Annotated in this window: 22 protein-coding genes and 1 other annotated feature (1 of these 23 cut by a window edge); all 22 genes read right to left on the bottom strand. The window is 40.3% G+C overall.

Annotated features, from left to right (window positions below; all coding sequences use genetic code 11):
* Positions 1 to 7, bottom strand: a binding site (T-box leader) (it extends 218 nt beyond the left edge of the window).
* A gap of 58 nt (positions 8 to 65) precedes the next feature.
* The 22 genes from KR50_RS08610 to rsmH all read right to left on the bottom strand — a co-directional run bounded on the left by KR50_RS08610 (position 66) and on the right by rsmH (position 23,213).
* A complete protein-coding gene (locus KR50_RS08610; RefSeq protein WP_041057331.1) occupies positions 66 to 584 on the bottom strand; it encodes a DivIVA domain-containing protein in 519 nt (172 codons plus the stop codon).
* 123 nt (positions 585 to 707) lie between these two features.
* The gene (locus KR50_RS08605) at positions 708 to 1,481 is read right to left on the bottom strand and encodes a YlmH family RNA-binding protein (protein WP_041057330.1); all 774 of its coding nucleotides are present in this window, start codon (positions 1,479 to 1,481) and stop codon (positions 708 to 710) included.
* 66 nt (positions 1,482 to 1,547) lie between these two features.
* A complete protein-coding gene (locus KR50_RS08600; RefSeq protein ID WP_041057329.1) occupies positions 1,548 to 1,814 on the bottom strand; it encodes a YggT family protein in 267 nt (88 codons plus the stop codon).
* Between the two features lie 35 nt (positions 1,815 to 1,849).
* The gene (locus tag KR50_RS08595) at positions 1,850 to 2,275 is read right to left on the bottom strand and encodes a cell division protein SepF (RefSeq protein ID WP_041057327.1); all 426 of its coding nucleotides are present in this window, start codon (positions 2,273 to 2,275) and stop codon (positions 1,850 to 1,852) included.
* Between the two features lie 15 nt (positions 2,276 to 2,290).
* Positions 2,291 to 2,962 carry a YggS family pyridoxal phosphate-dependent enzyme gene (locus KR50_RS08590; RefSeq protein WP_041057325.1) on the bottom strand — a complete coding sequence of 224 codons (672 nt, stop codon included), beginning with the start codon at positions 2,960 to 2,962 and terminating at the stop codon, positions 2,291 to 2,293.
* A 2-nt stretch (positions 2,963 to 2,964) separates the two neighbouring features.
* Positions 2,965 to 3,774, bottom strand: a complete 810-nt coding sequence (pgeF, locus tag KR50_RS08585; protein ID WP_041058175.1) for a peptidoglycan editing factor PgeF — start codon at positions 3,772 to 3,774, stop codon at positions 2,965 to 2,967.
* Between the two features lie 78 nt (positions 3,775 to 3,852).
* Complete coding sequence (locus KR50_RS08580) at positions 3,853 to 4,110, bottom strand: YlmC/YmxH family sporulation protein (protein WP_041057323.1); 258 nt, start codon at positions 4,108 to 4,110, stop codon at positions 3,853 to 3,855.
* 64 nt (positions 4,111 to 4,174) lie between these two features.
* Positions 4,175 to 4,951 carry an RNA polymerase sporulation sigma factor SigG gene (gene sigG, locus KR50_RS08575; protein ID WP_041057322.1) on the bottom strand — a complete coding sequence of 259 codons (777 nt, stop codon included), beginning with the start codon at positions 4,949 to 4,951 and terminating at the stop codon, positions 4,175 to 4,177.
* Between the two features lie 98 nt (positions 4,952 to 5,049).
* Complete coding sequence (sigE, locus tag KR50_RS08570; protein WP_052476911.1) at positions 5,050 to 5,775, bottom strand: RNA polymerase sporulation sigma factor SigE; 726 nt, start codon at positions 5,773 to 5,775, stop codon at positions 5,050 to 5,052.
* A gap of 12 nt (positions 5,776 to 5,787) precedes the next feature.
* Positions 5,788 to 6,663, bottom strand: coding sequence for a sigma-E processing peptidase SpoIIGA (locus tag KR50_RS08565; protein ID WP_041057321.1), 876 nt, complete (start codon positions 6,661 to 6,663; stop codon positions 5,788 to 5,790).
* A 331-nt stretch (positions 6,664 to 6,994) separates the two neighbouring features.
* Entirely contained in the window at positions 6,995 to 8,194 is a 1,200-nt protein-coding gene (gene ftsZ, locus KR50_RS08560; protein ID WP_041057320.1) for a cell division protein FtsZ, read from the bottom strand.
* Between the two features lie 42 nt (positions 8,195 to 8,236).
* Positions 8,237 to 9,526 (bottom strand): cell division protein FtsA, encoded by a 1,290-nt coding sequence (gene ftsA / locus KR50_RS08555; protein ID WP_041057319.1) that lies wholly within the window; start codon positions 9,524 to 9,526, stop codon positions 8,237 to 8,239.
* Positions 9,527 to 10,076: 550 nt separating this feature from the next.
* The gene (locus KR50_RS08550) at positions 10,077 to 10,886 is read right to left on the bottom strand and encodes a cell division protein FtsQ/DivIB (RefSeq protein WP_041057316.1); all 810 of its coding nucleotides are present in this window, start codon (positions 10,884 to 10,886) and stop codon (positions 10,077 to 10,079) included.
* 76 nt (positions 10,887 to 10,962) lie between these two features.
* Positions 10,963 to 11,898, bottom strand: a complete 936-nt coding sequence (gene murB / locus KR50_RS08545) for a UDP-N-acetylmuramate dehydrogenase (protein ID WP_041057314.1) — start codon at positions 11,896 to 11,898, stop codon at positions 10,963 to 10,965.
* A gap of 520 nt (positions 11,899 to 12,418) precedes the next feature.
* On the bottom strand, positions 12,419 to 13,501 hold the full coding sequence (gene spoVE / locus KR50_RS08540; RefSeq protein ID WP_041057312.1) for a stage V sporulation protein E: 1,083 nt from the start codon (positions 13,499 to 13,501) through the stop codon (positions 12,419 to 12,421).
* 45 nt (positions 13,502 to 13,546) lie between these two features.
* Positions 13,547 to 14,896, bottom strand: coding sequence for a UDP-N-acetylmuramoyl-L-alanine--D-glutamate ligase (gene murD, locus KR50_RS08535; protein ID WP_041057309.1), 1,350 nt, complete (start codon positions 14,894 to 14,896; stop codon positions 13,547 to 13,549).
* Positions 14,896 to 15,870, bottom strand: coding sequence for a phospho-N-acetylmuramoyl-pentapeptide-transferase (gene mraY / locus KR50_RS08530; protein ID WP_041057306.1), 975 nt, complete (start codon positions 15,868 to 15,870; stop codon positions 14,896 to 14,898). Before mraY ends, murD begins: the two co-directional genes overlap by 1 nt.
* 246 nt (positions 15,871 to 16,116) lie before the next feature.
* Complete coding sequence (locus KR50_RS08525) at positions 16,117 to 17,586, bottom strand: UDP-N-acetylmuramoyl-L-alanyl-D-glutamate--2,6-diaminopimelate ligase (protein ID WP_041057303.1); 1,470 nt, start codon at positions 17,584 to 17,586, stop codon at positions 16,117 to 16,119.
* Between the two features lie 73 nt (positions 17,587 to 17,659).
* Entirely contained in the window at positions 17,660 to 19,585 is a 1,926-nt protein-coding gene (locus KR50_RS08520) for a stage V sporulation protein D (RefSeq protein WP_041057300.1), read from the bottom strand.
* Positions 19,586 to 19,692: 107 nt separating this feature from the next.
* A complete protein-coding gene (locus KR50_RS08515; protein ID WP_232304259.1) occupies positions 19,693 to 21,897 on the bottom strand; it encodes a penicillin-binding transpeptidase domain-containing protein in 2,205 nt (734 codons plus the stop codon).
* On the bottom strand, positions 21,894 to 22,250 hold the full coding sequence (gene ftsL, locus KR50_RS08510; protein ID WP_041057297.1) for a cell division protein FtsL: 357 nt from the start codon (positions 22,248 to 22,250) through the stop codon (positions 21,894 to 21,896). The genes KR50_RS08515 and ftsL overlap by 4 nt, the downstream gene beginning before the upstream one ends.
* A 27-nt stretch (positions 22,251 to 22,277) precedes the next feature.
* A complete protein-coding gene (gene rsmH, locus KR50_RS08505) occupies positions 22,278 to 23,213 on the bottom strand; it encodes a 16S rRNA (cytosine(1402)-N(4))-methyltransferase RsmH (protein WP_041057295.1) in 936 nt (311 codons plus the stop codon).
* Between the last annotated feature and the right edge of the window lie 4 nt (positions 23,214 to 23,217).

Raw genomic sequence — 23,217 nt, 5'->3', positions numbered from 1 at the left:
TTTATTACTCGATCAATTAACACATTCTACTTGCTATTATATTTTACTATAGCTTGCTTCGTCAACTAGCGCTCGTTTACTTCTTCAGGCTGAAGACTTTTTAAATCGGTTGTGTCCAGATCGTATTCCATCAAATCATCCCAGTCCCCATTGGTGATCAATTCAAGCTGTGCCTCAATAAGCATTTTAAAACGGGTGCGGAATACTTTTGATTGTTTTTTCAATTCTTCAATTTCAATGGCAATTTTCCTTGCTTTCGTCAGGGAATCATTTACGATGCGATCGGCATTTTTTTCTGCTTCTTTTACGATCAGTTTTGATTCCTTAAGGGAATTGCGTCTTACCTCTTCTGCTGCTTCCTGTGCGACCATAATAGACTTATTTAGTGTTTCTTCAATTGTAGTAAAATGGCCTAACCGCTCACTGTTGTTCGAAAGCTTTTCTTCAAGCTCTTTTTTTTCCCGAAGTAAAATTTCATAGTCCTTAATGATCTGGTCGAGAAATTCATTGACTTCATCTTCATCATACCCTCTGAATCCACGATTAAATTCTTTATTATGTATATCTAATGGTGATAGTGGCATACTGGCACCTCCAACCTTTCTTATGCTTTTCATTACCCATTATACTGTTGATTAAGCATTTTGTGGGGATTCTTCTGCAATTTGCAATGATTTTTCTATAACCCTCACATCTTCTTAAAACATTTACCCTCCCATTGTGAAAATAGTCAGCCTCCATTTATCTTTTTTAGATTTTCCTTCTATCTCTCCAATACGCAGCCGGCCAAATCCCCTCACTGATATCATGTCTCCCTGAGCACATTCAAAGGAAGGTTGTTCTTCTTCTTTAAAATTCACTTTAATCTTTCCAGCCTGAATCAGCAGCTGTGCTTTCTGCCTCGATAAAGTAAGTGCTCCTGCAAGTACAACATCCAATCTTAATGAACTCAAAGTAACAAACCGTTCTTTCCATTTTTCATTTGATGGTGTGTAGTCTTTCCAGTCAACCTCTTTTACTAAAACAGAATGCTTTCCAATCTGGTTTAGATTCATGGTGAAAAAGGATGCAAACTCTTTTGCTGCAACTAAATAGATTTTTTCACCTGCAAAAATGATATCCCCAAACTTTTCTCTTTTTATGCCTAGACCCATTAATGAGCCTAAAACATGCTTGTGTTCGACTGTAAAAAATTTTGAAGGATAGGTAATTTCAAGCAGCTGTAAGTCAAAATCATCTGTAGATGGGTGCAAATAATCAGGATAAATCAATGCTCTTTTTCTCTCAGCGCTGTCTCCGCCTTCAAAAGATACTTTCACTTCTCCGGTTGTTCCAATTATGGACTGAACAATAAATACCTGCCGCGGATCAAGAAAGTCTGTTAATTTTGGTGCATACGTTTGTTCTGTCTGATCCTTCCAACCCAATACACGATCGATAAACCCTTGTTCTTCTTTTCGAAAATGTTGATATAAGGACATCCTTTCGCTCACCTCTTCCAAGAGAAAATGCCTCTATCCTATTGGGATAAAGGCAATGTTCTATCTTTAAGCAATCATAGTATATAATGTTGCCAGTCCACTCCGGGCAAAGTTGAGCACAAGAATGGCTACTAAAGGAGAAATGTCAATCATGCCTAGTGGAGGAATTATTTTTCTAAACGGCTCAAGATATGGTTCACATAGCTTGGCCAGTGTTTGACCAAAGCTGCTTTCTTTGGCATTCGGAAACCATGAAAGCAAGATATAAATAATCAATGCGTAGCTGTAAAACATAATGAGTGTACTTATTATCCTGAAAACTGTTTCTAACATTCTATACTTACCCACCTATCTATCCTTGTGAAGGATTAATCTTCCTGAATAAAATCTGTTATATTTCCGCTCACTTCGATATTGTCAGGCGTGCAAAGAAATATATCTGTTCCCACCCGCTGAATATCGCCGCCTATTGCATAAACTGTTCCACTTAAAAAATCCACAATCCTCTTTGCCTGATCCTTGCTGATACGCTGTAAATTAACGACAACTGCTCTGTGACTTTTTAAATGATCCGCAATATCCTGCGCTTCAGCATACATTTTTGGTTCAAGAAGAACCATTTTAGAGGACTTTTGAATACTTTGCAAGCTGACAACATTATGCTTATTCGGGGTAAGCTTTTTACTTGAGCGTGCGGTTTCTGTTTCTTCTTTTGGATCTTCCATATATTCTTCCAAATATTCCTCTTCTTCATCATCAAAAAAGAAGTTTTTAAATTTTGATTTTATTCCCATGGCATAATTCCTCCTTTATTCACCTACTAATGCCGTTCCAATCCGTATAAATGTGGCGCCTTCTTCTATGGCAATTTCATAATCATTGGACATGCCCATGGAAAGCTCTGTACACGGTGCGTGGGGCATCCCGCATGTATGTATTTCTTTTTGAATGTTGGCCAATTGTTTAAAACAATTCCTTAAGAGCTCTTCATCTTTGGTGTGAGGAGCCATCGTCATTAGCCCTGCAACTCTTATTTTATCATATTTCGACAGCTGTTCGATAAATTCCATTACTTTTTCAGGTGCAATGCCATGTTTTTGTCCTTCTCCTGACACATTTACCTGAATAAAGCAGTTAACTGTTCCATCTGAACGTTTTTGAATTTCCTTTGCAAGAGATAATCTGTCCAGTGAGTGAAGATAGTCAATTTTATTAATAACATCCTTTACTTTTCTCGACTGCAAAGATCCAATAAAATGCCAGCTTGCTTTGTTCTGCAAATATTCCTGTTTTTCCATCAGTCCTTCAAGTCTGTTTTCTCCAAGATGGGTAAAACCAGCCTCTACTGCTTCTTTTGCCCGCTCATTAGACACGTATTTCGTAACAGCAACTATTTGTATATCCTCTGATGAACGTCCTGAACGTTCCGCTGCCTGCTTTAAACGTGTTTGAATATCAAGCGCTTTTGCTGCTACTTCCATTCTTACTCCCTCCAGCCTATGACTGCTGACATCCTGCCCGTCTTACCAAAATCTCTGCGGTGTGAAAAAAACAGATCTTCTTCACACGAGGTACAATTTGAAGCCAGCGTAATTTGTTCTTTTTTTAAACCACTATCTTCTAACAGCTGTTTATTTAGCATTTTCAAATCTAAATTATATTTTCCATTCGTTTTCTTGGTTAAACTACTATGGTCTTCCCTATTCAGGCAATGCTTAACCTGATCTGCAACCGTCTCATCTACTTCATAGCAGCATTTGCCGATTGAAGGTCCTATATAAACCTGAATCCGTGATGCGTCGACTCCACTTTCGCTTGCTTTTTGTATCATTTTACCTGCTATATTCTGAACGGTTCCTTTCCATCCTGCATGAGCTAATCCAATAAATCTCGAATTTGGCTCTACAAAATAGAGAGGAACGCAGTCAGCAAAACATAGGGATAAATATACATTAGATTCACACGTCCACAAACCGTCTGAACCCTTAATCGAATCCTGATAATTAGTCGACCCTCTGCCTTTATAAGTCCTATCAACTTCTTTAATATAAGACCCGTGGATTTGTTCTGCACAGACCCATTCCTCTAAAGGTGCTTTGGCGTTTGCGCCTACTATATTCCTGTTTGTAATTACATTGAACGGCTCATCCTGCACATGCAGGCCGGTATTTAAGGAGGAGAATCCTTCTCTGCTGCTTCCGCCATTTCTAGTTGAAAAGATAGCTGCAAGCCCAGGAATTTGTTCTTTCCATTTTTTTATTGATAAAAATGTTTCTGAACTTTCCAAGATCATCGTCACCTACTGTCACACCTATCCACTTTTTTTAAAGTGTATCACATCCCGTGCGAGAATGGATATTGAAACATAAGATCAAATGGTATCAATCGTTTCCTGGATAATTTGTCCTCTTACTAAAATAACATCATTCCCGATCTTAACTAAATCTTTCCAGGGTATTGTTACTTCTCCACCTTTACTGAACCAGCCCTTCCAATTGCCGTTCCCTTGAATAATAATAGCTTCAATCATACCCGTTTTTACATTAATATCGATATCAGAGATTGGACCCAATTTCTTTCCATCTGAAACAGAGACTACATCTTTTTGCTGCAATTCTGAAATTCTCATGTTAACTCCTCCTCTATGCACCTATTTTATGCAAAAAAAAGAGAGGAGAACACTTATCTCCCCTCTAATGTACATATCTATTCATTTGTTTAATGGCTCCCTTTTCCAATCTGGAAACTTGAGCTTGTGAGATGCCGATTTCATCGGCAACTTCCATCTGAGTTTTTCCATAAAAAAATCTATTTTGGATAATCATTTTTTCTCTGTCATTTAAATGGTGCATCCCTTCTTTAATCGAAAGATCTTCAACCCATTGCTCATCGCTCGTACGATCGTCCTTTACTTGATCTAGAACGTAAATAGGATCACCACCATCTTGATAAATCGGTTCAAATAACGATACAGGGTCTTGAATAGCATCAAGTGCGAATAAGATGTCTTCTTTAGGCAATTCAATCCGCGCTGCAATTTCTTCAATTGTTGGTTCTCTAGACGTTTCACTAATTAATTGCTCTTTTGCCTGAAGTGATTTGTACGCTATATCCCTCAGCGAACGTGACACTCTAATTGGATTATTATCTCGAAGATATCTTCTGATTTCTCCGATGATCATTGGTACTGCATAAGTTGAAAATCGCACATTTTGTCCCAAATCAAAATTATCAATTGATTTTAACAAGCCAATGCAGCCTACTTGAAATAAATCATCGGGATTTTCATTCCGATGAGAAAATCGCTGAATGACACTCAGGACTAAGCGAAGGTTCCCAAACACTAGTTTTTCTCTGGCATATTCATTTCCGCTTTGTAAATCCGTGAAAATTTTTCTCATTTCTTCGTTTTTATAAATCGGTAATGTTGAGGTGTCGACTCCACAAATTTCTACTTTATTGCGTGCCATTATTTTTCCTCCAGTCGGGAGTATGGGTTCTGGTTCAGTATTTCCCCCGGAGAAAAAAATATTCGGTTTTAAAATTACCTGTATTTGGTGTGTATAATTCAGACCATTTTGCTTACTTCTTTTTGTAAACGGCGAATGATTCTTTTTTCCAATCTGGAAATGTATGATTGCGATATGCCCATTAAATCGGCTACGTCCTTTTGAGTATGCTCCTGCTGGCCATTTAATCCAAATCTGCATTCAATAATGAATGTCTCTCTTTCATCAAGTATATTTAAAGCCTGCTTCAGAAGCACACGATCCATTCGGGACTCAATATCCTTCACAATTAAATCATTATCGGTGCCTAAAACATCTGATAGCAACAGCTCGTTGCCATCCCAATCCGTATTAAGAGGTTCATCAAATGAAACTTCTGATCGTAATTTATTGGTTCTTCTTAAATACATTAAAATTTCATTTTCAATACATCTCGATGCATAAGTAGCGAGTTTAATTTTTTTCTCTAAATCAAATGTATTAATGGCTTTAATCAAACCAATTGTTCCTATACTGATCAAATCTTCAATATTTATCCCTGTATTCTCAAACTTTCTTGCAATGTACACCACAAGTCTTAAATTCCGTTCAATCAAAGTAGAACGCGCTGCTTCATCGCCTTGAGACAGTTTCAATAAGACCACTGCTTCTTCTTCTCTATCTAATGGCGACGGCAGTGCTTCACTTCCTCCAATATAAAAAATGTCTTTTACTTTAATCCCTAGTTTACTTGACGTTTCAATCAGCCAGAGTTGAACCGTTCTTTTTGCTTGAACAAATATCATGTTCTTCACTCCCTATATTTGGTGGCAAGGCAATAATTGCAGAGGATTTAAAAGACAATTGCATTTTTCTTCAAATAGGAGGGACTGGCTTGTAAAAACGACGGGCACGTTCGTCAGTAGAAATTCTTTACCATTAATTGAACAAGCTACACGATCACACAAAATCCCTGTCATCATTTGACTGTTAGAATGGACCGTTCTGGCCGGTATAAGACGAACTCTTTTTTGCCATAGTTCCGGCCAGTTGGTAAACTGATTTCCAGTGAGAGTGCCTGCAATAAATTCCGGCAACAGTTCGGAAGCCACTTTTAAATCTGCAAAGACGACCGGTGATTTGGTGAATGGGTCGACAACATGGTTTCCACTATCCAAAAATCCCAATCCCTTCCAGGCTTGTCCATTTACCTCAATTACTACTTTGTATGTGAAGCTTTCCTGGATATGATTCATTTGTAAAGATTCTATAACCTTATTAATACTGATCATCGCAGTTATAAGAATGAACGAGAGAAGAATAAACAGGGCAATCGACTGCTGGCTGATCACTGAAATAAGTGATTGATTAAGGACACGCTCTGCTGCGTACATGAGCCCACCTACTAAACTTGAGCAGCCCCATATTATTAAGCAGGCTCTAATCACGTGACCTGTTCCCTTCAATCTGAATGTTACAATGGCCAGCACTGGAGTAAACAAAAAAAGAAAGAAAAGTTCATAAATCTGAGGTATAAAAAGCATTATGATGAGTACCTGGCAGGTTGTGCTAAGAGAAGTGACAAATAAAAAGCGTTTCCACCTTGGGGCTTGATTCAGCATTCTTCCGGCCATCCACAAAATACAAAAATCCACCCAGGAATTTAACGCCCACAACGCTTCAACATGAAGCATCTATGTTGTCCCCCCTTTCGTTGAACCAAAGTATATCGAATGTAAAAAGAGAAAATTGTCAGAATTACTAACAGAATTCAATAAATATTTCTTTATAAACCCTCAAAAAAAGACCTAATACTCCAACCATTCTATTTTAAATTGATGATTCGCAGTCTTCTATTTGTTCTCGTTGCCAATGGACAATTTTGTGCAGATTTCCTATAAAAGATAACAGTTTCATCAAATTTTTACAGGGCACTCTTATTTCTGAGATTTCTAGTCAACGGTCTGCTCAAGCACAAAAAGACTGACTCCTAAATTAGGAGTCAGTCTTTTTTAAAACATATATTTAGTTTCTTCTTCGATTACGGTTTCTCAGGAATGTTGGAATATCCAGAGTATCTTCTACAGGCTGCTGAGAAGAACGTGTTGGCTGTTCATGAGAAGTCGATTCTTCTCTATCTCTGTCTCGTGATGGCTCACGATCTCGATCTCGGTCACGATCTCTTTCTCTTTTTGGCGGTGCCATTGAAGCAGGCTGCTGTCGTACCTGCCCGCCCATTTGTGGACGTGAAGTCTTTTGCTGCTGATTAAGGTTTTCACTGAAACCTGTAGCAATCACTGTTACAAGGATTTCTTCTTTTAAATCTTCTCTTATAACCGAGCCGAAAATCATATTAACTTCTTGATCAGAAGCACTAGCTACGATGTCAGCCGCTTCTTGAACCTCGTAAAGGCTAAGATTATTTCCTCCGGTAATATTCATAAGAACTCCTTGAGCTCCATCAATGGACGTTTCAAGAAGCGGGCTTGAGATTGCTTTTTTAGCTGCTTCTGATGCTCTGTTTTCACCAGATGCCACGCCAATTCCCATTAGTGCAGAACCTTTATTGGACATGATCGTCTTAACATCTGCAAAGTCCAAATTAATCAGTCCGGGAACAGCAATTAAGTCCGATATACCTTGTACACCTTGTCTAAGAACATTGTCTGCTTCACGGAACGCTTCAAGCATTGGCGTACTCTTATCAACGATTTCCAAAAGACGATCGTTTGGAATAACAATTAATGTATCAACGGCTTCTTTCATTGCACCTATGCCGCCGCCAGCCTGGTTGGCTCTTTTGCGTCCTTCAAATGTAAATGGACGAGTGACAACACCTACTGTGAGACTTCCAATTTCCCGCGCAATTTGAGCGATTACAGGTGCAGCACCAGTTCCGGTGCCTCCACCCATTCCTGCTGTTACAAACACCATGTCGGCACCTTTAATCGCTTCTTCAAGCTGTTCGCGGCTTTCTTCTGCAGCTTTTTTCCCAACTTCAGGGTTTGCTCCCGCTCCTAATCCACGCGTAAGCTTGCCTCCGATTTGCATCTTAATTTCTGCTTTGGATAGATTTAAAGCCTGGGCGTCCGTATTTACTGCGATAAACTCTACACCCTGTACACCGTGTTCGATCATTCGATTAACGGCATTATTACCGCCGCCTCCTACACCGATGACCTTTATAGTTGCCAAGGAATCTACATTCGTATCAAAATCCAACATCATAAGTCCTCCTAATTCATCCAAATTACTTTTTCTAAAAGGTTATTCAAAAAAGTATCCTAAGAGCTTCTTGAATTTTCCTTCTTCGGTCTTTTGTTTCGGTTTTGGCTGTTTTGGTCTTGAGTCCGGTTGTTTTTTTGACGAATGATCACCGGCACCTTCGTATTCGGATGCAGAAGGCTGCTTGTCAAGCCTTCCTTGCAGCTTGGCATGTTTATGTGCGAATTTTATTAAGCCGACAGCTGTTGTGTATTGTGGTTCTCTAACTCCTATATAATCTGGAATCGCTACTCTGACCTGATTTTGCAGAACCGCTTGTCCAAGTTCAAGAATCCCCTGCATGTTTGCAACACCACCGGATAATACAAACCCTCCAGGAAGATTGTGAACATTTAATCTCTTTAATTCGTTTAATACCAAATCAAACATTTCTTCTAATCTTACTTCAATAATATCAGAAATTTCAAGCTGATTGAATTGCTGATGCTGATCACTTCCAATTATTGGTACACTAAAAACTTCCTCTTCGGAAGCATAATCGTAAAAAGCATGACCATGTTTAATTTTTATGGCCTCTGCATCATCTGTTGTCGTTCTCAATCCTATTGAAAGATCTTTCGTAATATGTTCTCCGCCTACTGGCACAATCGAAGTGGCAACGAGGTTCCCCTGTTCAAACACTGCAATGTTTGTTGATCCTCCGCCGATATCAATGATTGCTGTCCCAAGACTTTGTTCATCTTTTGATAATGCAATGGTGCCTGCAGCAAGAGGCTGAAGGAAAATATCTGCAATTTCAAGCCCTGCCCTTTCCACACATCGAAGAATATTGTGAAGCATCGTTTTCGATCCGGTCACAACAGTTCCTTCCATTTCCAGCCGAACCCCGATCATCCCACGGGGATCTTTAATTTCATCAAGTCCATCAACAATAAATTGTCTGGGAACAATATTAATAATTTCCCTTTCAGGGGAAATCGGCATTACCTGGGCTGCATCTATAACACGTGCCACATCTTCGTCTCTGATTTCTTTGTCTTCTGTTGATACTGCCACTACACCGTGACACGGCTGCAGTGTTACATGATTCCCTGGAATCCCGACTATAACATTATGTATATCAAGACCTGTCATTCTCTCAGCCTGATCTACAGCTTTTTGTATCGATCTGACTGTTTCGTCAATATCTACTATGGATCCTTTTCGAATTCCCTCAGATTGTACATTGCCCACACCAATAATATTGAGAGAGTCATGTACTAATTCTGCGATAATAACCTTAACATTAGACGTTCCTATATCCAAGCTTACAAAATACTCATTATTATTCACCCTGTGGCACCTCCCTCGAAAGCAATTAAAAAAATTCGCTTCTATTCTTTTATAAATTCCTATAGATTATATGATTCCACAAAAAAAGCCTAAAGCCTTTAATTACCTGTTCTAATCACAAGTTCAATCCTTTAGCTCCATTGCCCGAGCAAGATGCAATGGACAGCTGAATTCCAAACTAACCGTACTCTAAAGCAAAAAAGCTGCTTAGTACAAGTCTACACCAAGATGAACGCCTAGAAAAGCCAAATTTGACGCAAGTGCGATATAAAAAAGAACATGGAAACAAAAAAAATATTTTTTAGTACTCTCTGCAGAACATTCATGCGTCAATCCTGGTGCTGTTACGCAGGTTGTCCAACGTTCATCTCCAAACGACCAACTTTAAAATTACAATACATTTCGAAAACCTGCTCCATCTTTATAACATCCATTTTGTTTAGCGTAAAGTTTATTTCATCAATAAAATGCTGTTAATCTTTGGTTGGAGTAAAATCAGTTTTTTGCTTTCCAGTTTAAATAGGATGAAAGGGTCAGGATAAATGAATTATCATTCCTCTTCTGAGTCAACTGCATCCTCTTCATCAACTGGCTCCTCTGCCTCTTGTTCAGAAGTTTCATATGCCCGAAAATAAGATCCTACCTCAAGGTCAATAATCCCTTTAACATCGGGATCGAGCTGCGTGATAATGGAAGGGTAATGTTCCATTTTTTCTGCAAAAGTATCAATGATGGCTGACACTTCAAATCCATCATTCATATATACTGTGATATGCCCGTCGTCCGTATCATTCGGAGTTAAGTGGACTTCTGAGATAGACTCCTGGACCTCTTGAGGCAGCAAGGACAGCGCTTCGGCCATTTCCTTTAAGACATCGTCAGAAGAAAAGCCTAGCAGTAATGGAGCATGACCGGGCAGTTCATTAGAAGCAACCGCCTCAATTGACATGCCATTTTCAAGTATCGGGATAAATTGCTGATCTTGCTGTACAAAAGCGATCTGGTCGAATTCATTAATTCTAAATTCTAATGTCGTAGGAAATTTTTTTGTCACTTCCGCTAACTCCACTTCCAAATGTGTAACCAGACTTTCTTCAACCGCTTTTGTATCAGTGGTCCAATACGAATCCCCTATTTTCACACCGCTTCCTTCAATCACTTTTTGGTCTGAAAGCCACTCGGTTCCTTCTATGGAAAAATGCTGCACTTTACTGAAGGAAGATTGAAAATACAGGATGACCAGAATAATTAAGATAAATAAAATTACCACAGCTAAAAGACGTCTATTTGCTTTTTTTCTTCTGCGCTGTTTTAGCTGCGGGACACGATCTTCAAGTGAAACGACTGGCTTTTTGCCCATCGAATCAACACTCCCCTTTTTTGGAACAAACCTCTATCTATTTTTGGTTTATTACAAGACAATTGCTAATCAGACTTTACGAATCCGGCATATTTTTGAATGGTTTTTCTTCACCGACCCACTCTACTTCTGTTTCAATCTCCACTCCATTAGCGTCGCGAACTGTTTTTTTAATATGCTGTATTAAATCCTGCACATCTTTAGACGTAGCTCCTCCTGCGTTCACAATAAAGTTTCCATGAAGTTCAGATACTTGCGCTCCTCCAATCTGGAACCCTTTTAAACCAGCATTCTGAATGAGTTGTCCTGCATAATCGGGCAGAGGATTACGGAATATGCTCCCTGAGCAAGGATTGTTCCAAGGCTGTGTTTCTTTTCTATATTCTTTGTATTTTTTCATTTCAGCTTTTATTTCCTCTGGTTTTGCCTTCGTAAGATCGAACTCAGCTTCTATCACAATTCCAGGACGCTCTTCCTGAAGGATGGAAGTACGATATGAAAACTTCATTTCTTCATTTGAAAGCCATTCCATTTTACCATCAGGAAACAGAATATGAGCTCTGCTTAAAACTTTTGAGATATCTGATCCATGAGCACCGGCATTCATATAAACTGATCCACCAACAGATCCTGGAATCCCGCTGGAAAACTGAAGACCGCTCAGTCCTTCCCTGGCCATTTTTGTGGCTAAGACAATCATAGATAAGCCTCCGCCTACCCTAATTGTGGTTCCATCCACCGCAAGGTCATCAAGGCCTTTGCCAAGCTTGATGACAATACCGCGGATCCCCTTATCGCTCACCAATAAATTGGATCCCCGGCCAATTACCCGCCAATCTATGTTATATCGGCTTATTAGCTTCATAAGTGTTTGTAATTTTTCAATAGAAGCAGGCTCCACGAATATTTCTGCCGGGCCTCCAACTTTCATGGTTGTATGATTCATTAAATGTTCATCTGAAGAAATATTTCCAATTTCTGCACTCGTTAATTCGTTTATAAACTTTTCCATACTTTCTCTCCTTAAAGCATAAGATATTCGCAGTGTTCAGCTTCTGCCGTCTAAGTCCACGAGTATGTCATTCCCTATACTACACTATTCTAATCAAAGAAAATATAACTTAAAAGCCATCGTCATTAAAATGTAAAATAAATCAGCATTCAAACACACTTATACGACACTGCCTGCTTTATATCTATGCGTTTAGATACTATAGTAAATGACACTCTTCTTAAAGTTGTGCCCGATTAAATTCAATCCTTTTTTATCTCCGAAATTCTTTCAAAGTGAAATTGTGGCTATGCCCGCTGCAAGTGCACCCAGAAGAACTTTCACTTATAACTTAAGGCTAAAACTGACTGAATGCACTCCATGCACGCACCATGAATAATTCAAAGCAAATTTTCGGGTTATTAAAAAATATTTATATATGAACCTCTATGCTTTCTCTTGTATGAATTTAGACGCAAAAAAAGCAGTTTGAGTTACACCTCAAACTGCTTTTTACTATTTACATTTTAATAAGTGGCTGTTATAAAGTTTTTCTGTTCTTGCTGATATTAAGTAGTATACCACAGGACAACAGCACCAGCACCAGGGAAGAACCCCCATAACTCATAAATGGAAGTGTGATTCCGGTAACTGGGATTAGTCCGATGACCACGGCTACGTTTATCATGACCTGTATTCCAATCATGAGCACAATTCCTCCAGCTAAAAGCTGTCCGAACTGATCAGGAGCATGCAAAGCGATAATAATGCCTCTCCAAACGATTGCACTAAAAAGCAGCAGGAGCAGGACGCCGCCAAAAAAACCAAGTTCTTCTCCAACAATAGCGAAAATAAAGTCATTTTGAGGCTCTGGCAGATAAAAGTACTTCTGCCTGCTTTCCCCAAGGCCAAAACCGAATAGCGCTCCCGGTCCAATCGCGTATAAAGACTGAATCATTTGAAACCCTGCCCCAAGAGGATCTTCCCATGGATCTAAATAAGATACAATTCGCTGAAGCCTGTAGGGAGCAGAAATAATTAATGCAGCAAACCCTGCAATGCCTAAGAAAATCAGGCCCGCAAAAAATCGATATGGAGCGCCCGCTAAAAATAGAAGGGAAAGACCAGTACCCAGAATAACGGTGCCTGTCCCTAAATCAGGCTGAAGCATAACAACTCCAAACGGCACAAGAAGCAATAGCAGTTGAGGAGCCATACCTTTTCGAAAATGAGTAACCGGGTGTCTGCTTTCTTCCAAATTTTTCGCCAAAAGCAGCAGCACACCGATCTTAGCAAATTCAGATGGCTGAAGAGATAATGGCCCAACCCCAAGCCAGCTTTGAGAACCATTTCGCACCAAGCCTACACCAGGAATCAATACCAGGATTAATAATAAAATCCCTCCGCCATAAACAATCCACGCATACTTTTTCCATTGCCAATAATTATAATTAGCTAAAAATAACATCATTAAAATTCCTGCAACAGCAAAGATAGCTTGTCTCTTAGAAAAAAAATGAGCATCTCCAAAACGGTCAAGCGCCCAAACAGAACTTGCGCTATCAATCATGACAATCCCAAAAATAACACAGGAGCAGACAAGTCCAACGAGCCATCGGTCCATACCCTTTTAGCCTCACAGTGAAAGATTGAGCAGGTAAACGCCCTATTAAAGCATATTCACGCGGTTAATAAATATGTCTCCTCTTACTTCAAAGGTTGGGTGCTGATCCCAGCTGGCACACGCTGGAGAAAGTAAAACAATATCACCGGAACGGGAAATTTCGGCTGCTTTACCCACACTTTCTTCTACACCGCTAACAGACCAAAGCTCTTTAATTCCTGCTTTCTTACCGAGTGCCAGCATTTTTTCACTCGTTTGGCCAAAAGCAACCATTGCCTTAACATTCGAAAGAAATGGCAGGAGATCATCAAAATCATTGCCGCGATCCAAGCCGCCGCATAAAAGAATAGTTGGAGCACTAAACGCGTCTAATGCACTTTTGGTTGCTAATGAATTGGTGGCTTTAGAATCGTTGTAAAATTTTACTCCATTCCATTCTCTGACAAACTGTGTTCGATGGCGAACACCTGTAAAGGTAGTAAGTACTTCATATATCGCCTGATTACCGGCCCCTGAGAGTTTTGCTGCGCCGATTGCACATAAGATATTTTCAAGGTTATGAGCGCCAGGCAGAACAATATCAGACAAAGAAATGATCAACTCATTTCTGAAGTAAATGCTGTCGTCCATTACATATAATCCGTCTTTAACTATTTTCTTCGTGGAAAATGGCAGCTGCTGCGCTTTTGAATGACTGATCAGGTCCATTAGTTCCGGCTGATCTGCATTTACAATTAAAAAGTCTTCCTCCGTTTGATTGCGGGTGATTGCCGCTTTTGCATGAGCATACTCATGTAGCGAAGAATGATAATCCAAATGCGCTTCATACACATTCGTAATAATCGCAATAGAAGGCTTAAACGTTTGAATACCCATCAGCTGGAATGAGGAAAGCTCCACCACCATCGTGTCGTCTTCTCCTGCTTCCTGAGCGACTTCACAGGCGACAGTTCCAATGTTTCCAGCCATATAGACACGTTTCTTTTCCGCTTCAAGCATATGATGCACAAGTGTCGTCGTCGTTGTTTTCCCATTTGTGCCCGTAATACCGATCATCTTGGCTTCACTAATCTCATAAGCAAGTTCCACCTCTGTAATAACGGGCAGGCCTTTTTCTATTGCACCTTTAATCAACTCGTTGGTATACGGGATGCCTGGATTTTTAACGATTAATTCAAATCCCTCATCAAGTAATTCAACCGGATGGCTGCCGCATACGACCTTAATTCCTTCATCCAATAAAGATTGTGCCTCCTTATTTTCCGATAAAGGTTTCCAGTCATTTACTGTCACAAATGCTCCGAGACGATGAAGCAGTAATGATGCTGCCACTCCGCTCTTAGCAAGACCGACTACTAATACTTTTTTATTTCGATACATCTGAATGCGTTTCATCAGCCTGACACTCCCATCCATACACCTAGTATTCCCACAGCGAGCGCTACAGTCCAGAAAACTGTAACGACTTTCCATTCCGACCAGCCTGACAGTTCAAAATGGTGATGCAGAGGGCTCATTTTAAAGATCCGTTTCCCTGTCAGTTTAAAAGATGTTACCTGCATAATCACTGACAATGTTTCGAGAACGAAAACTAAACCAATTAAAAGAAGAAGAACTTCCTGTTTGGCAATTAAAGAAACGGTTCCTATTGCACCCCCTAGGGCCAATGATCCTGTATCTCCCATAAACACTTTAGCAGGGTGGGCGTTAAACACAAGAAACCCGAGCACAGCTCCTACGACTGTCATACAGAAAACTGTTAGTGCAAGCTGCTCCTGCTGCCACGCTATAATGGCAAAAGCACTAAAAGCAATAGCAGCCGTGCCTGAAACTAACCCATCAAGACCATCAGTCAGGTTCACTGCATTAGAAAACCCTACAAGCCAGAAGATGACAAACCCAACATAAATAATGCCTAAATTAAATTCAACTGTTGTCAACGGGATGTTGATGACTGATGAAAATCCGTTGGCTTGAAAAATCATATAAAAAATTATGGCTATAATGATCTGCCCAATTAATTTTTGCAATGAAGTAAGACCAAGATTTCTTTTCATAACTACTTTAATGTAATCGTCAAGAAATCCTAAAATTCCAAATGTGATCGTGACCATTAATAATAGGAACATTGTTACGTTAAGTACATCCCATACAACTCCGACAGCAAGCGACGTAACTAAAATTGAAAAGAGTATAATGATTCCGCCCATAGTGGGGGTTCCGGATTTCTTCTGATGAGATTCGGGTCCTTCTTCACGAATGCTTTGACCAAATTTTAATCTTCTTAAATAAGGAATAAATAGTGGTGACACTGCTACTGTGACGAAAAACGCTCCAAACATAGCAGCAAATATTGCCCAAATTGACATGCTTGATCCTCCTAACAAATTCAAAACCTATGTATAGATTTATGGATAGTTTACCATGTTCTGATCCAATTCGTATGATCAGAACTCCCCATATTATCATAGTAGTGAAATGCCCGGACGTAAAGATTTTTTTCTCTACTATTTATTTTAAGATAATAAAAAGCACCCATCAAGTTTTCCTTTACCAAGTGGCATCACTTCGTTTAAAGGAAAATCATTGAAGAGTACTTCATCTCTTGGCATTATTTATTGAGTAGAACCCATGATTAATTCATAGGCGACTTGTTTGTCATCAAATGGGATCAGGGTTTCTCCTACTATCTGAACTTTCTCATGTCCTTTCCCCGCAATCAGGATAATATCATCGTCAGATGCGTGGCTGATTGCATAGGCAATTGCCTCTTTACGATCAGGAATCACCGTATAATTTTGACCTGCAACCCCCTCCTCCATGTCTCTAATAATGTCTAGAGGTGATTCAGAGCGCGGGTTGTCTGAAGTGAAGATAACATCCGTAGCATAACCGCATGCAACTTTAGCCATTAATGGCCTCTTGCTTCGATCTCTGTCCCCTCCGCAGCCAACCACAACAAACGTTCTTCCGGCTTTCATTTTTACGATTGCCTGGAGTACATTTTCAAGACTGTCAGGTGTGTGGGCATAATCAACAATGACCGTATAGGGCTGTTTTGCTTTTACAATTTCAAATCTTCCCGGCACACTCTGCATTCGCTCTAGCCCTTCTGCAATAAGAGACAAAGGGATCCTCTTGACAAAAGTGGCTGCTATTGCGGCCAGTGCATTATAGATATTAAAAACTCCTACCATTGGGATCGTAATGGCTTTATTCTCAACCGGAGTATGGGCTGTAAAGGATGTAGAGTGCCTACCATACCGTATGTTGCTTGCGTAAACGTCCGAGCGTGCATGCAGACCGTACGAAATAATATGAGCAGACGTAGCCTGTCGGATCATTTCTGAAAAAGGATCATCATCATTGACGATTGCAAATTTCGGGAACCCATTATAGTGCTGATGACCCAGCTGTGAAAACAAAAGACTTTTTGACCATCGATAATGATCCATTGATCCATGATAGTCCAGGTGGTCCTGAGTTAAATTAGTAAATACAGCGATGTCTATATCACATCCAAACAATCTTCCTTGTGCCAGCCCGTGAGAGGACACTTCAATAACAGAGGTGGTCACCTTGTTCTCTAAAAATCCACTTAACGTTTGTTGAAGCAGCAGACTATCCGGGGTAGTATTGACAGAGATTTTCGATTCTGCCCCCTGCTTCATATATAGTGTTCCAATGACACCGGTGTGCTCACCTGACGTTTCAATGATAGATTGAATCATATGAGATACTGTAGTCTTGCCATTGGTCCCAGTCACCCCAATTACATTCATCTTGAAACTTGGGTAGCCGTAAAATAAATTCACAATTTGAGCCAGAGCATGGCGAGGATTTCTCACTTGTACGAGGGGAATGGAAAGTGTCATGTCCAGATCGCAAATAACTGCAGAAGCTCCATTTAAAACTGCCTGCTGGATAAAATCCTTTCCATCCCGATGCTCTCCTTTCATTGCAATAAAGAGCGTCCCTTTTTTTACATTTTTGTGATGATGAGAAATGGCCTGGATTTCAGGATTACAGTTTGGTCCTTTCATCTCATAAAACGGAAGGCAGCTAACCAGCTCTGAAAGTCTCATTTTTTCAACTCCTAACTCCGATACAAACACATGATTTTATTGTAACTTACTTTTTATGTGCTTTCCATGAAAGTTATTCCCCATCCCCCATCATTACCCGTACAGTAGAGCCCTCATTGACCGTGACATTTGGCTTAGGAGATTGTTCGATAACTTTTTTGCCGTCTCCCTCCACCTCAAGTTTTAAAGGAAGAAGCATCTCTTTCAACTCCTTTGTGGTAACACCGATCAAATCAGGTACTTTATACGTAATAGGATCAAGCCATCGCACCGCTTTTTCAACTTGCGTTTTTCTTGGTTCTACCCCGAGTGTTCTTAAACCGTCTTCAAGTATATTTCCGACAATGGGTGCTGCTACAACTCCACCGAATTGAACTGTATTTTTCGGATGATCAATTGCAAGATAAACGATTAATTCCGGGTCATCACTCGGAGCAAATCCGATAAAGGATACGATGTAGCTATCATCCATGTATCTTCCATCTTTAACTTTTTGAGCAGTTCCCGTTTTTCCTCCAACTCTGTAATTCTCCACATATGCCCCGCGACCTGTACCTTGAGCGACGACTGTTTCAAGCGCTTCTCTGACTTTTTTCGATGTTTCCTCTGAGATTACCTGTCTTTTAATTTCCGGTTCTATTTCCTTAATTACCTCTCCCGTTTCCCCATCCACCCATTTTTTTGCAATGTGTGGCGTTGGCAAATGTCCCCCGTTAATGGCTGCAGACACCGCTGTAATCTGTTGAATCGGCGTTACAGACACCCCTTGCCCAAATGCAGTAGTGGCAAGTTCCAAGGGACCTACGTTGTCTAATGCAAAAAGAATTCCACTCGCTTCTCCCTGTAAATCAACGCCTGTTTTATCACCAAAGCCAAAATTATGAATATATTCAAAGAGTTTTTCTTTCCCAAGCCGATTACCTAATTCTATAAAGCCCGGATTGCATGAATTTTGAACAACCTCCAAGAAAGTTTGCTGACCATGTCCTTCTCTCTTCCAGCAATGCAGATGAGTGCCTGCAATTTCTACAGAGCCTGAGTCATAGAATTGCTCTTTTTCAAGGTCAACCTTTCCTTCTTCTAACGCTGCCGCAAGCGTGATAATTTTAAATGTTGAGCCTGGCTCATACGTACTCCATACAGGAAGGATCCGATTATAAATATCAGGGTTAACTTCCTGATAGGTCAAAGGATGAAAATCCGGTCTGCTCGCCATACCCAATATCTCTCCTGTCTTGGGATTCATTGCGACAGCTAGCATTTGATCGGGATCATATTGAATTTGAGCATTTGTTAATTCCCTTTCCAGGATTGATTGAACATTTTGATCAATCGTTAAATAGAGGTCATTTCCTTTTTCAGGCTGATTATAGTTTGCACTCATATCTTCCATATCTCTTCCTTTAGCATCGGTGTAAAGTTCAATTGCCCCTTTTTCCCCATTCAGCATTTTATCGTGCATTAGTTCAAGTCCTGATAAACCCTGGTTGTCCACACCTATAAAGCCAAGCACATGGGCAAGAGAACGCCCATTGGGATATTGCCTCTCAAAGTCATCTGCAATATAAACACCTTTTAATTCAGCCTCTTCTATTTTTCTGACCTGATCAAATGATAACTTTCTTCCTTCTGGATGAAGTTTTTCCATTGATCCTTTTCTTTCTACGAACGCTGTTGCTTTTTCAAGCGGCATGTCCAGTATTTCAGCAAGCATTTCTGCTGCTGCTTTCCGGTCTTCTATTTGCCTCGGAATAATAAATAAGCTCGGTGCCAGTTTGTTTGATACGATCGGCTCGCCATTCCTGTCGTAAATCAACCCGCGCTCTGCTTCCATTGGAAGCTCTCTGCTCCAGCTGCTTAGTGCTTTTGATAAAAGCGTATCGTGGGAGATAAACTGAACAATAAACATACGTCCTGTTAAAATAACGATACCTGCTAAAAAGAGCAGAAGAGCCAGCGCAAGTCTTTTCCTTACAGTTCTATTTGTTATTTTTTTCAAGGAGCACAATCCTCCATCTTCGTAATACTTCATGTATATGAATGCATTAGAAAGTAATGACAAAAAAGCCTTGACCAAACGGTTTCCCGTCAAGTCAAGGCTTTTGTTTAATCCTGAATAAGATCTTCTTCTGTAGATTCCTCATTTTGCTGCGGCTGATTTGTTCCGAAGGAAACAATTAACGGCTCATCTTCGGAGATTGGTGTATCAGGCTTAATGCTTTGTTTTTTAGCATAGCCTGAGCCGGCTGTGCTGAGCTCTAATTTAGCGAGACTGGCCATTTTAATGACATCTCTTACAGACCACCCGCTTACATCAGGTATGGTTAACTCACCATCTGTCAACAGAATAAATTTCTCTCCTGCAAGCAAAGAAGTATCTGATGAAGACTGGCCAATAATCGTTTTACCATTACCCAGTATAACCGTATCAATCCCTTGTTTTACCAAATCTTTTTGAACTTTTTCAGCGTTTTCACCTTCATATTCTTTAATAGGCACAGCTTTAGCCGTAGGCGCTTCGGCCGGTTCAATATTTAGATACTTCAAGCTGTTCATCATAACAGGATTAAACACTTTAGAAACGGGATCTGAACCAATCTCAGTATCACCTAGGGATGGCTGCTGTATAGCCACATAGACAATTAATTCCGGATCATCTGCAGGCGCCATGCCCATAAATGAAAACAGATAATTTTCTCTTCCCTGCATATACTTCCCCGTTGTAGAATCCGGTATTTGAGCGGTGCCGGATTTGCCGGATACTTCGTAGCCGGGAATTTTAAATGGCTGACCTGTCCCGTCTTCTGACGTTACCGTGGTGGCAAGGTATTCTCTTACCTTTGCAGCCGTTTGGGATGAAATCGGTTCGCCGGACACCTCAGGCTCTCCTTGATGGACCGTCTTTTTTGTGTTTGGATCCACAATTTTAGAAATCACAAATGGTTTCATCATTTTTCCATCGTTCGCAATAGCTGTTTGCGCCTGAATCATTTGCAGGGGCGTCACTGTGGTCCCCTGACCAAAGACAGTCGTCACTTTTTCTATCGGCCAGTTATAAAGAATATTTCCTGCTGCTTCATTCGGCAAATCAATGCCTGTGGGAGATCCGAAACCAAAGGCTTCGAGATAGTTTTCATAACGGTCCTCTCCCATCAATTCAAGAAGCTTGGCAAATGCAACATTAGATGAACGCTGTACACCCTCAAGGTAGCTGATTTCTCCCCAGCCAGCTCCATTGTTATGATCTCCGATTTGCGTTCCTAGCACATCATAGGTACCTGACTGATAAGTGGCATTAGGGTTAAACTTGTCTTCTTCCACAGCGGCTGCAAGAGAAAAAGCCTTAAATGTAGACCCAGGTTCAAAGGTGCTTTCAACTATTTGGTTATACCAATTATCTGACAGACCTTCTCTTGAATCTGGATCAAATGTTGGACGCTGACTCATTGCAAGAATTTCGCCTGTTTTTGGATCCGCAACAATTCCATACATTTTCTCAGGGCTGTACTCTTCTGCCACCTGACTCATCGCATCTTCTAAAAATGTCTGAACTTTTTTATCAAGTGTTAAGTAGACATCGTTACCGTCTTCTGCTTTTTGGATCGTTTCTTCACCAGAAGGAAGGAAGAATTCTCTGGCGTCTACTTCATATTCCATTTTCCCATTTTCGCCTTGCAGGTATTCATTCAGATTTTTTTCTATCCCCATTTGGCCGACGGCATCGACCGTTCCGTCTTCTTGTTCTTCAGGTCTTGCAAATCCGATCAAATGTGATGAAAATATGCCATTAGGATAAAATCTTTTCAAATCTTCTAAAAAGAATATTCCAGGCAGTTCAAGCTCTTCAAGCGCACTTTTTATTTCTAACGGAATGTCTTTTCCTTCAGCACCGAACTCTACTTGAAAACGTTCATTTTCAATCCCTTGTTCAAGCGTTTCAAGAATTTCCGCTTCTTCTATTGATAGATGCTCTGACAATATGCGGGCGGTTTTTTCAGGATCAGCCACATAATTTGGATCTCCTGCACTTGTCTTCATTTCTTCATTTAATACAGCAACAATTTTGTAAGCAGATGTGTCTTCTGCAATTACTTCTCCATTCCTGTCTACTATTTTGCCTCTTTCCGCCTCGAGTGTGCGTTCTCTCGCATATTGCGCCTCTGCCTGCGCAGCTAAATCACGACCTTCTGCTTCACCAGTAATCTGAAGAGTTAGGAACCTAGTAAGTAAAATAAAAAAGAGAGCACCAAATACCAAAAATAACAGGTAGGCGCCCCAATTTTTTTTTATCATTTTTAACGCAGTGTTCATGGCTGCTGAACTACTTTCACATTTGATTCATCAAGTGTCAGTCCAAGCTCTTTTGCCTTTTCCCAGACCCTCTCATATGTACTCATTTGACTGATTTGTATGGACAGGTCGTCATTAATATTCTGCTGGCTTACGATCGTGGTTTCGAGGGTTTGAATTTCTTTGTTGGTATTATATATTTCCGCTTGTGCAGTTATGATGTGCAGACTGGCGATACTTACAAATGCAACAAAAACCATCGCAATGACTTTTTCACCCAATGTAAAAGAAGAAGTTCTCTGCTTCACTACTCTAACTTTTTTAACTTGTTCAGCTGTTTGATACTCTTTGTACTGTCTCGCAGTATTTGCCACTCTAATTCCCCCCATCAAAAATTTTTATTATGTGTTTTTCTCTACGATTCTAAGCTTGGCTGACCTAGACCGATTATTTACCTCAAGTTCCTCTGTCCCTGCAACGATTGGTTTACGGGTAATTAATTTAAGCATTGGTTTATATTCTTCCGGAATAACAGGAAATCCGTGCGGCAGTTCAGGGCCCTGTGAAGCTTTTTTAAACATTGTTTTACAGATTCTGTCTTCTAGTGAATGAAATGTGATGACACTGATGCGGCCACCCGGTTTGATGATCTCCATCGCCTGTTCCAACGATTCCTCAACAACACCTAATTCGTCATTTACAGCAATTCTGATCGCCTGAAAAACCCGTTTTGCGGGGTGTCCGCCTTTACGTCTGGCAGGTGCAGGGATGCCATCTTTTATTAGTTCAACTAATTCACCAGTCGTTTCTATCTCTTTTACTTCTCTGGCAGCTTCGATTTTACGGGCAATTTGCTTGGAAAATTTCTCTTCTCCATACCGGTAAAAAATTCTAACCAAATCTTCAAATTTCCATTCATTAACAACAATTTTAGCTGTTAAAGGAGCCGACTGATCCATCCTCATATCCAGCGGGGCATCATTATGATAGCTGAAACCTCTTTCAGGAGTATCGAGCTGAGGTGAAGAAACGCCAAGATCATATAAAATTCCATCTACTTCATATACATCTAACAGGGCTAATTCCTCTTTTAAAAAGCGGAAGTTGGCTTTAATGAAGGTAACTTGACCGGCATATGGCTCAAGTCGTTTTCGAGCGCTTTCGATAGCGGTTTGGTCCTGATCAAAACAATATAATCGTCCTTGTTCTGACAGTTTGGACAAAAGATATTCACTGTGTCCAGCTCCGCCAAGTGTACAGTCCACATAAACTCCATCAGGTTTTACATCCAGACCGTCCACCGTTTCTTTTAACAATACAGTTGTGTGATCGAACATTTTG

Source organism: Jeotgalibacillus campisalis (genome assembly GCF_000829515.1).
GTDB lineage: Bacteria > Bacillota > Bacilli > Bacillales > Jeotgalibacillaceae > Jeotgalibacillus > Jeotgalibacillus campisalis.
This window is presented reverse-complemented; position numbering and strand designations above follow the sequence as displayed.

Coding starts and splice junctions, on each gene's coding strand:
- KR50_RS08565 (WP_041057321.1), bottom strand. CDS start 6,663: ATGCTTCATGTTGAAGCGTTGTGGGCGTTAAATTCCTGGGTGGATTTT.
- KR50_RS08610 (WP_041057331.1), bottom strand. CDS start 584: ATGCCACTATCACCATTAGATATACATAATAAAGAATTTAATCGTGGA.
- KR50_RS08525 (WP_041057303.1), bottom strand. CDS start 17,586: ATGAGACTTTCAGAGCTGGTTAGCTGCCTTCCGTTTTATGAGATGAAA.
- rsmH (WP_041057295.1), bottom strand. CDS start 23,213: ATGTTCGATCACACAACTGTATTGTTAAAAGAAACGGTGGACGGTCTG.
- sigE (WP_052476911.1), bottom strand. CDS start 5,775: ATGATATTTGTTCAAGCAAAAAGAACGGTTCAACTCTGGCTGATTGAA.
- KR50_RS08580 (WP_041057323.1), bottom strand. CDS start 4,110: ATGAGAATTTCAGAATTGCAGCAAAAAGATGTAGTCTCTGTTTCAGAT.
- KR50_RS08515 (WP_232304259.1), bottom strand. CDS start 21,897: ATGAACACTGCGTTAAAAATGATAAAAAAAAATTGGGGCGCCTACCTG.
- KR50_RS08595 (WP_041057327.1), bottom strand. CDS start 2,275: ATGGGAATAAAATCAAAATTTAAAAACTTCTTTTTTGATGATGAAGAA.
- sigG (WP_041057322.1), bottom strand. CDS start 4,951: ATGGCACGCAATAAAGTAGAAATTTGTGGAGTCGACACCTCAACATTA.
- murB (WP_041057314.1), bottom strand. CDS start 11,898: ATGGAAAAGTTTATAAACGAATTAACGAGTGCAGAAATTGGAAATATT.
- spoVE (WP_041057312.1), bottom strand. CDS start 13,501: ATGGACCGATGGCTCGTTGGACTTGTCTGCTCCTGTGTTATTTTTGGG.
- KR50_RS08605 (WP_041057330.1), bottom strand. CDS start 1,481: ATGTCCTTATATCAACATTTTCGAAAAGAAGAACAAGGGTTTATCGAT.
- KR50_RS08590 (WP_041057325.1), bottom strand. CDS start 2,962: ATGGAAGTAGCAGCAAAAGCGCTTGATATTCAAACACGTTTAAAGCAG.
- ftsZ (WP_041057320.1), bottom strand. CDS start 8,194: ATGTTGGATTTTGATACGAATGTAGATTCCTTGGCAACTATAAAGGTC.
- murD (WP_041057309.1), bottom strand. CDS start 14,896: ATGAAACGCATTCAGATGTATCGAAATAAAAAAGTATTAGTAGTCGGT.
- pgeF (WP_041058175.1), bottom strand. CDS start 3,774: ATGATCTTGGAAAGTTCAGAAACATTTTTATCAATAAAAAAATGGAAA.
- mraY (WP_041057306.1), bottom strand. CDS start 15,870: ATGTCAATTTGGGCAATATTTGCTGCTATGTTTGGAGCGTTTTTCGTC.
- KR50_RS08550 (WP_041057316.1), bottom strand. CDS start 10,886: ATGGGCAAAAAGCCAGTCGTTTCACTTGAAGATCGTGTCCCGCAGCTA.
- KR50_RS08600 (WP_041057329.1), bottom strand. CDS start 1,814: ATGTTAGAAACAGTTTTCAGGATAATAAGTACACTCATTATGTTTTAC.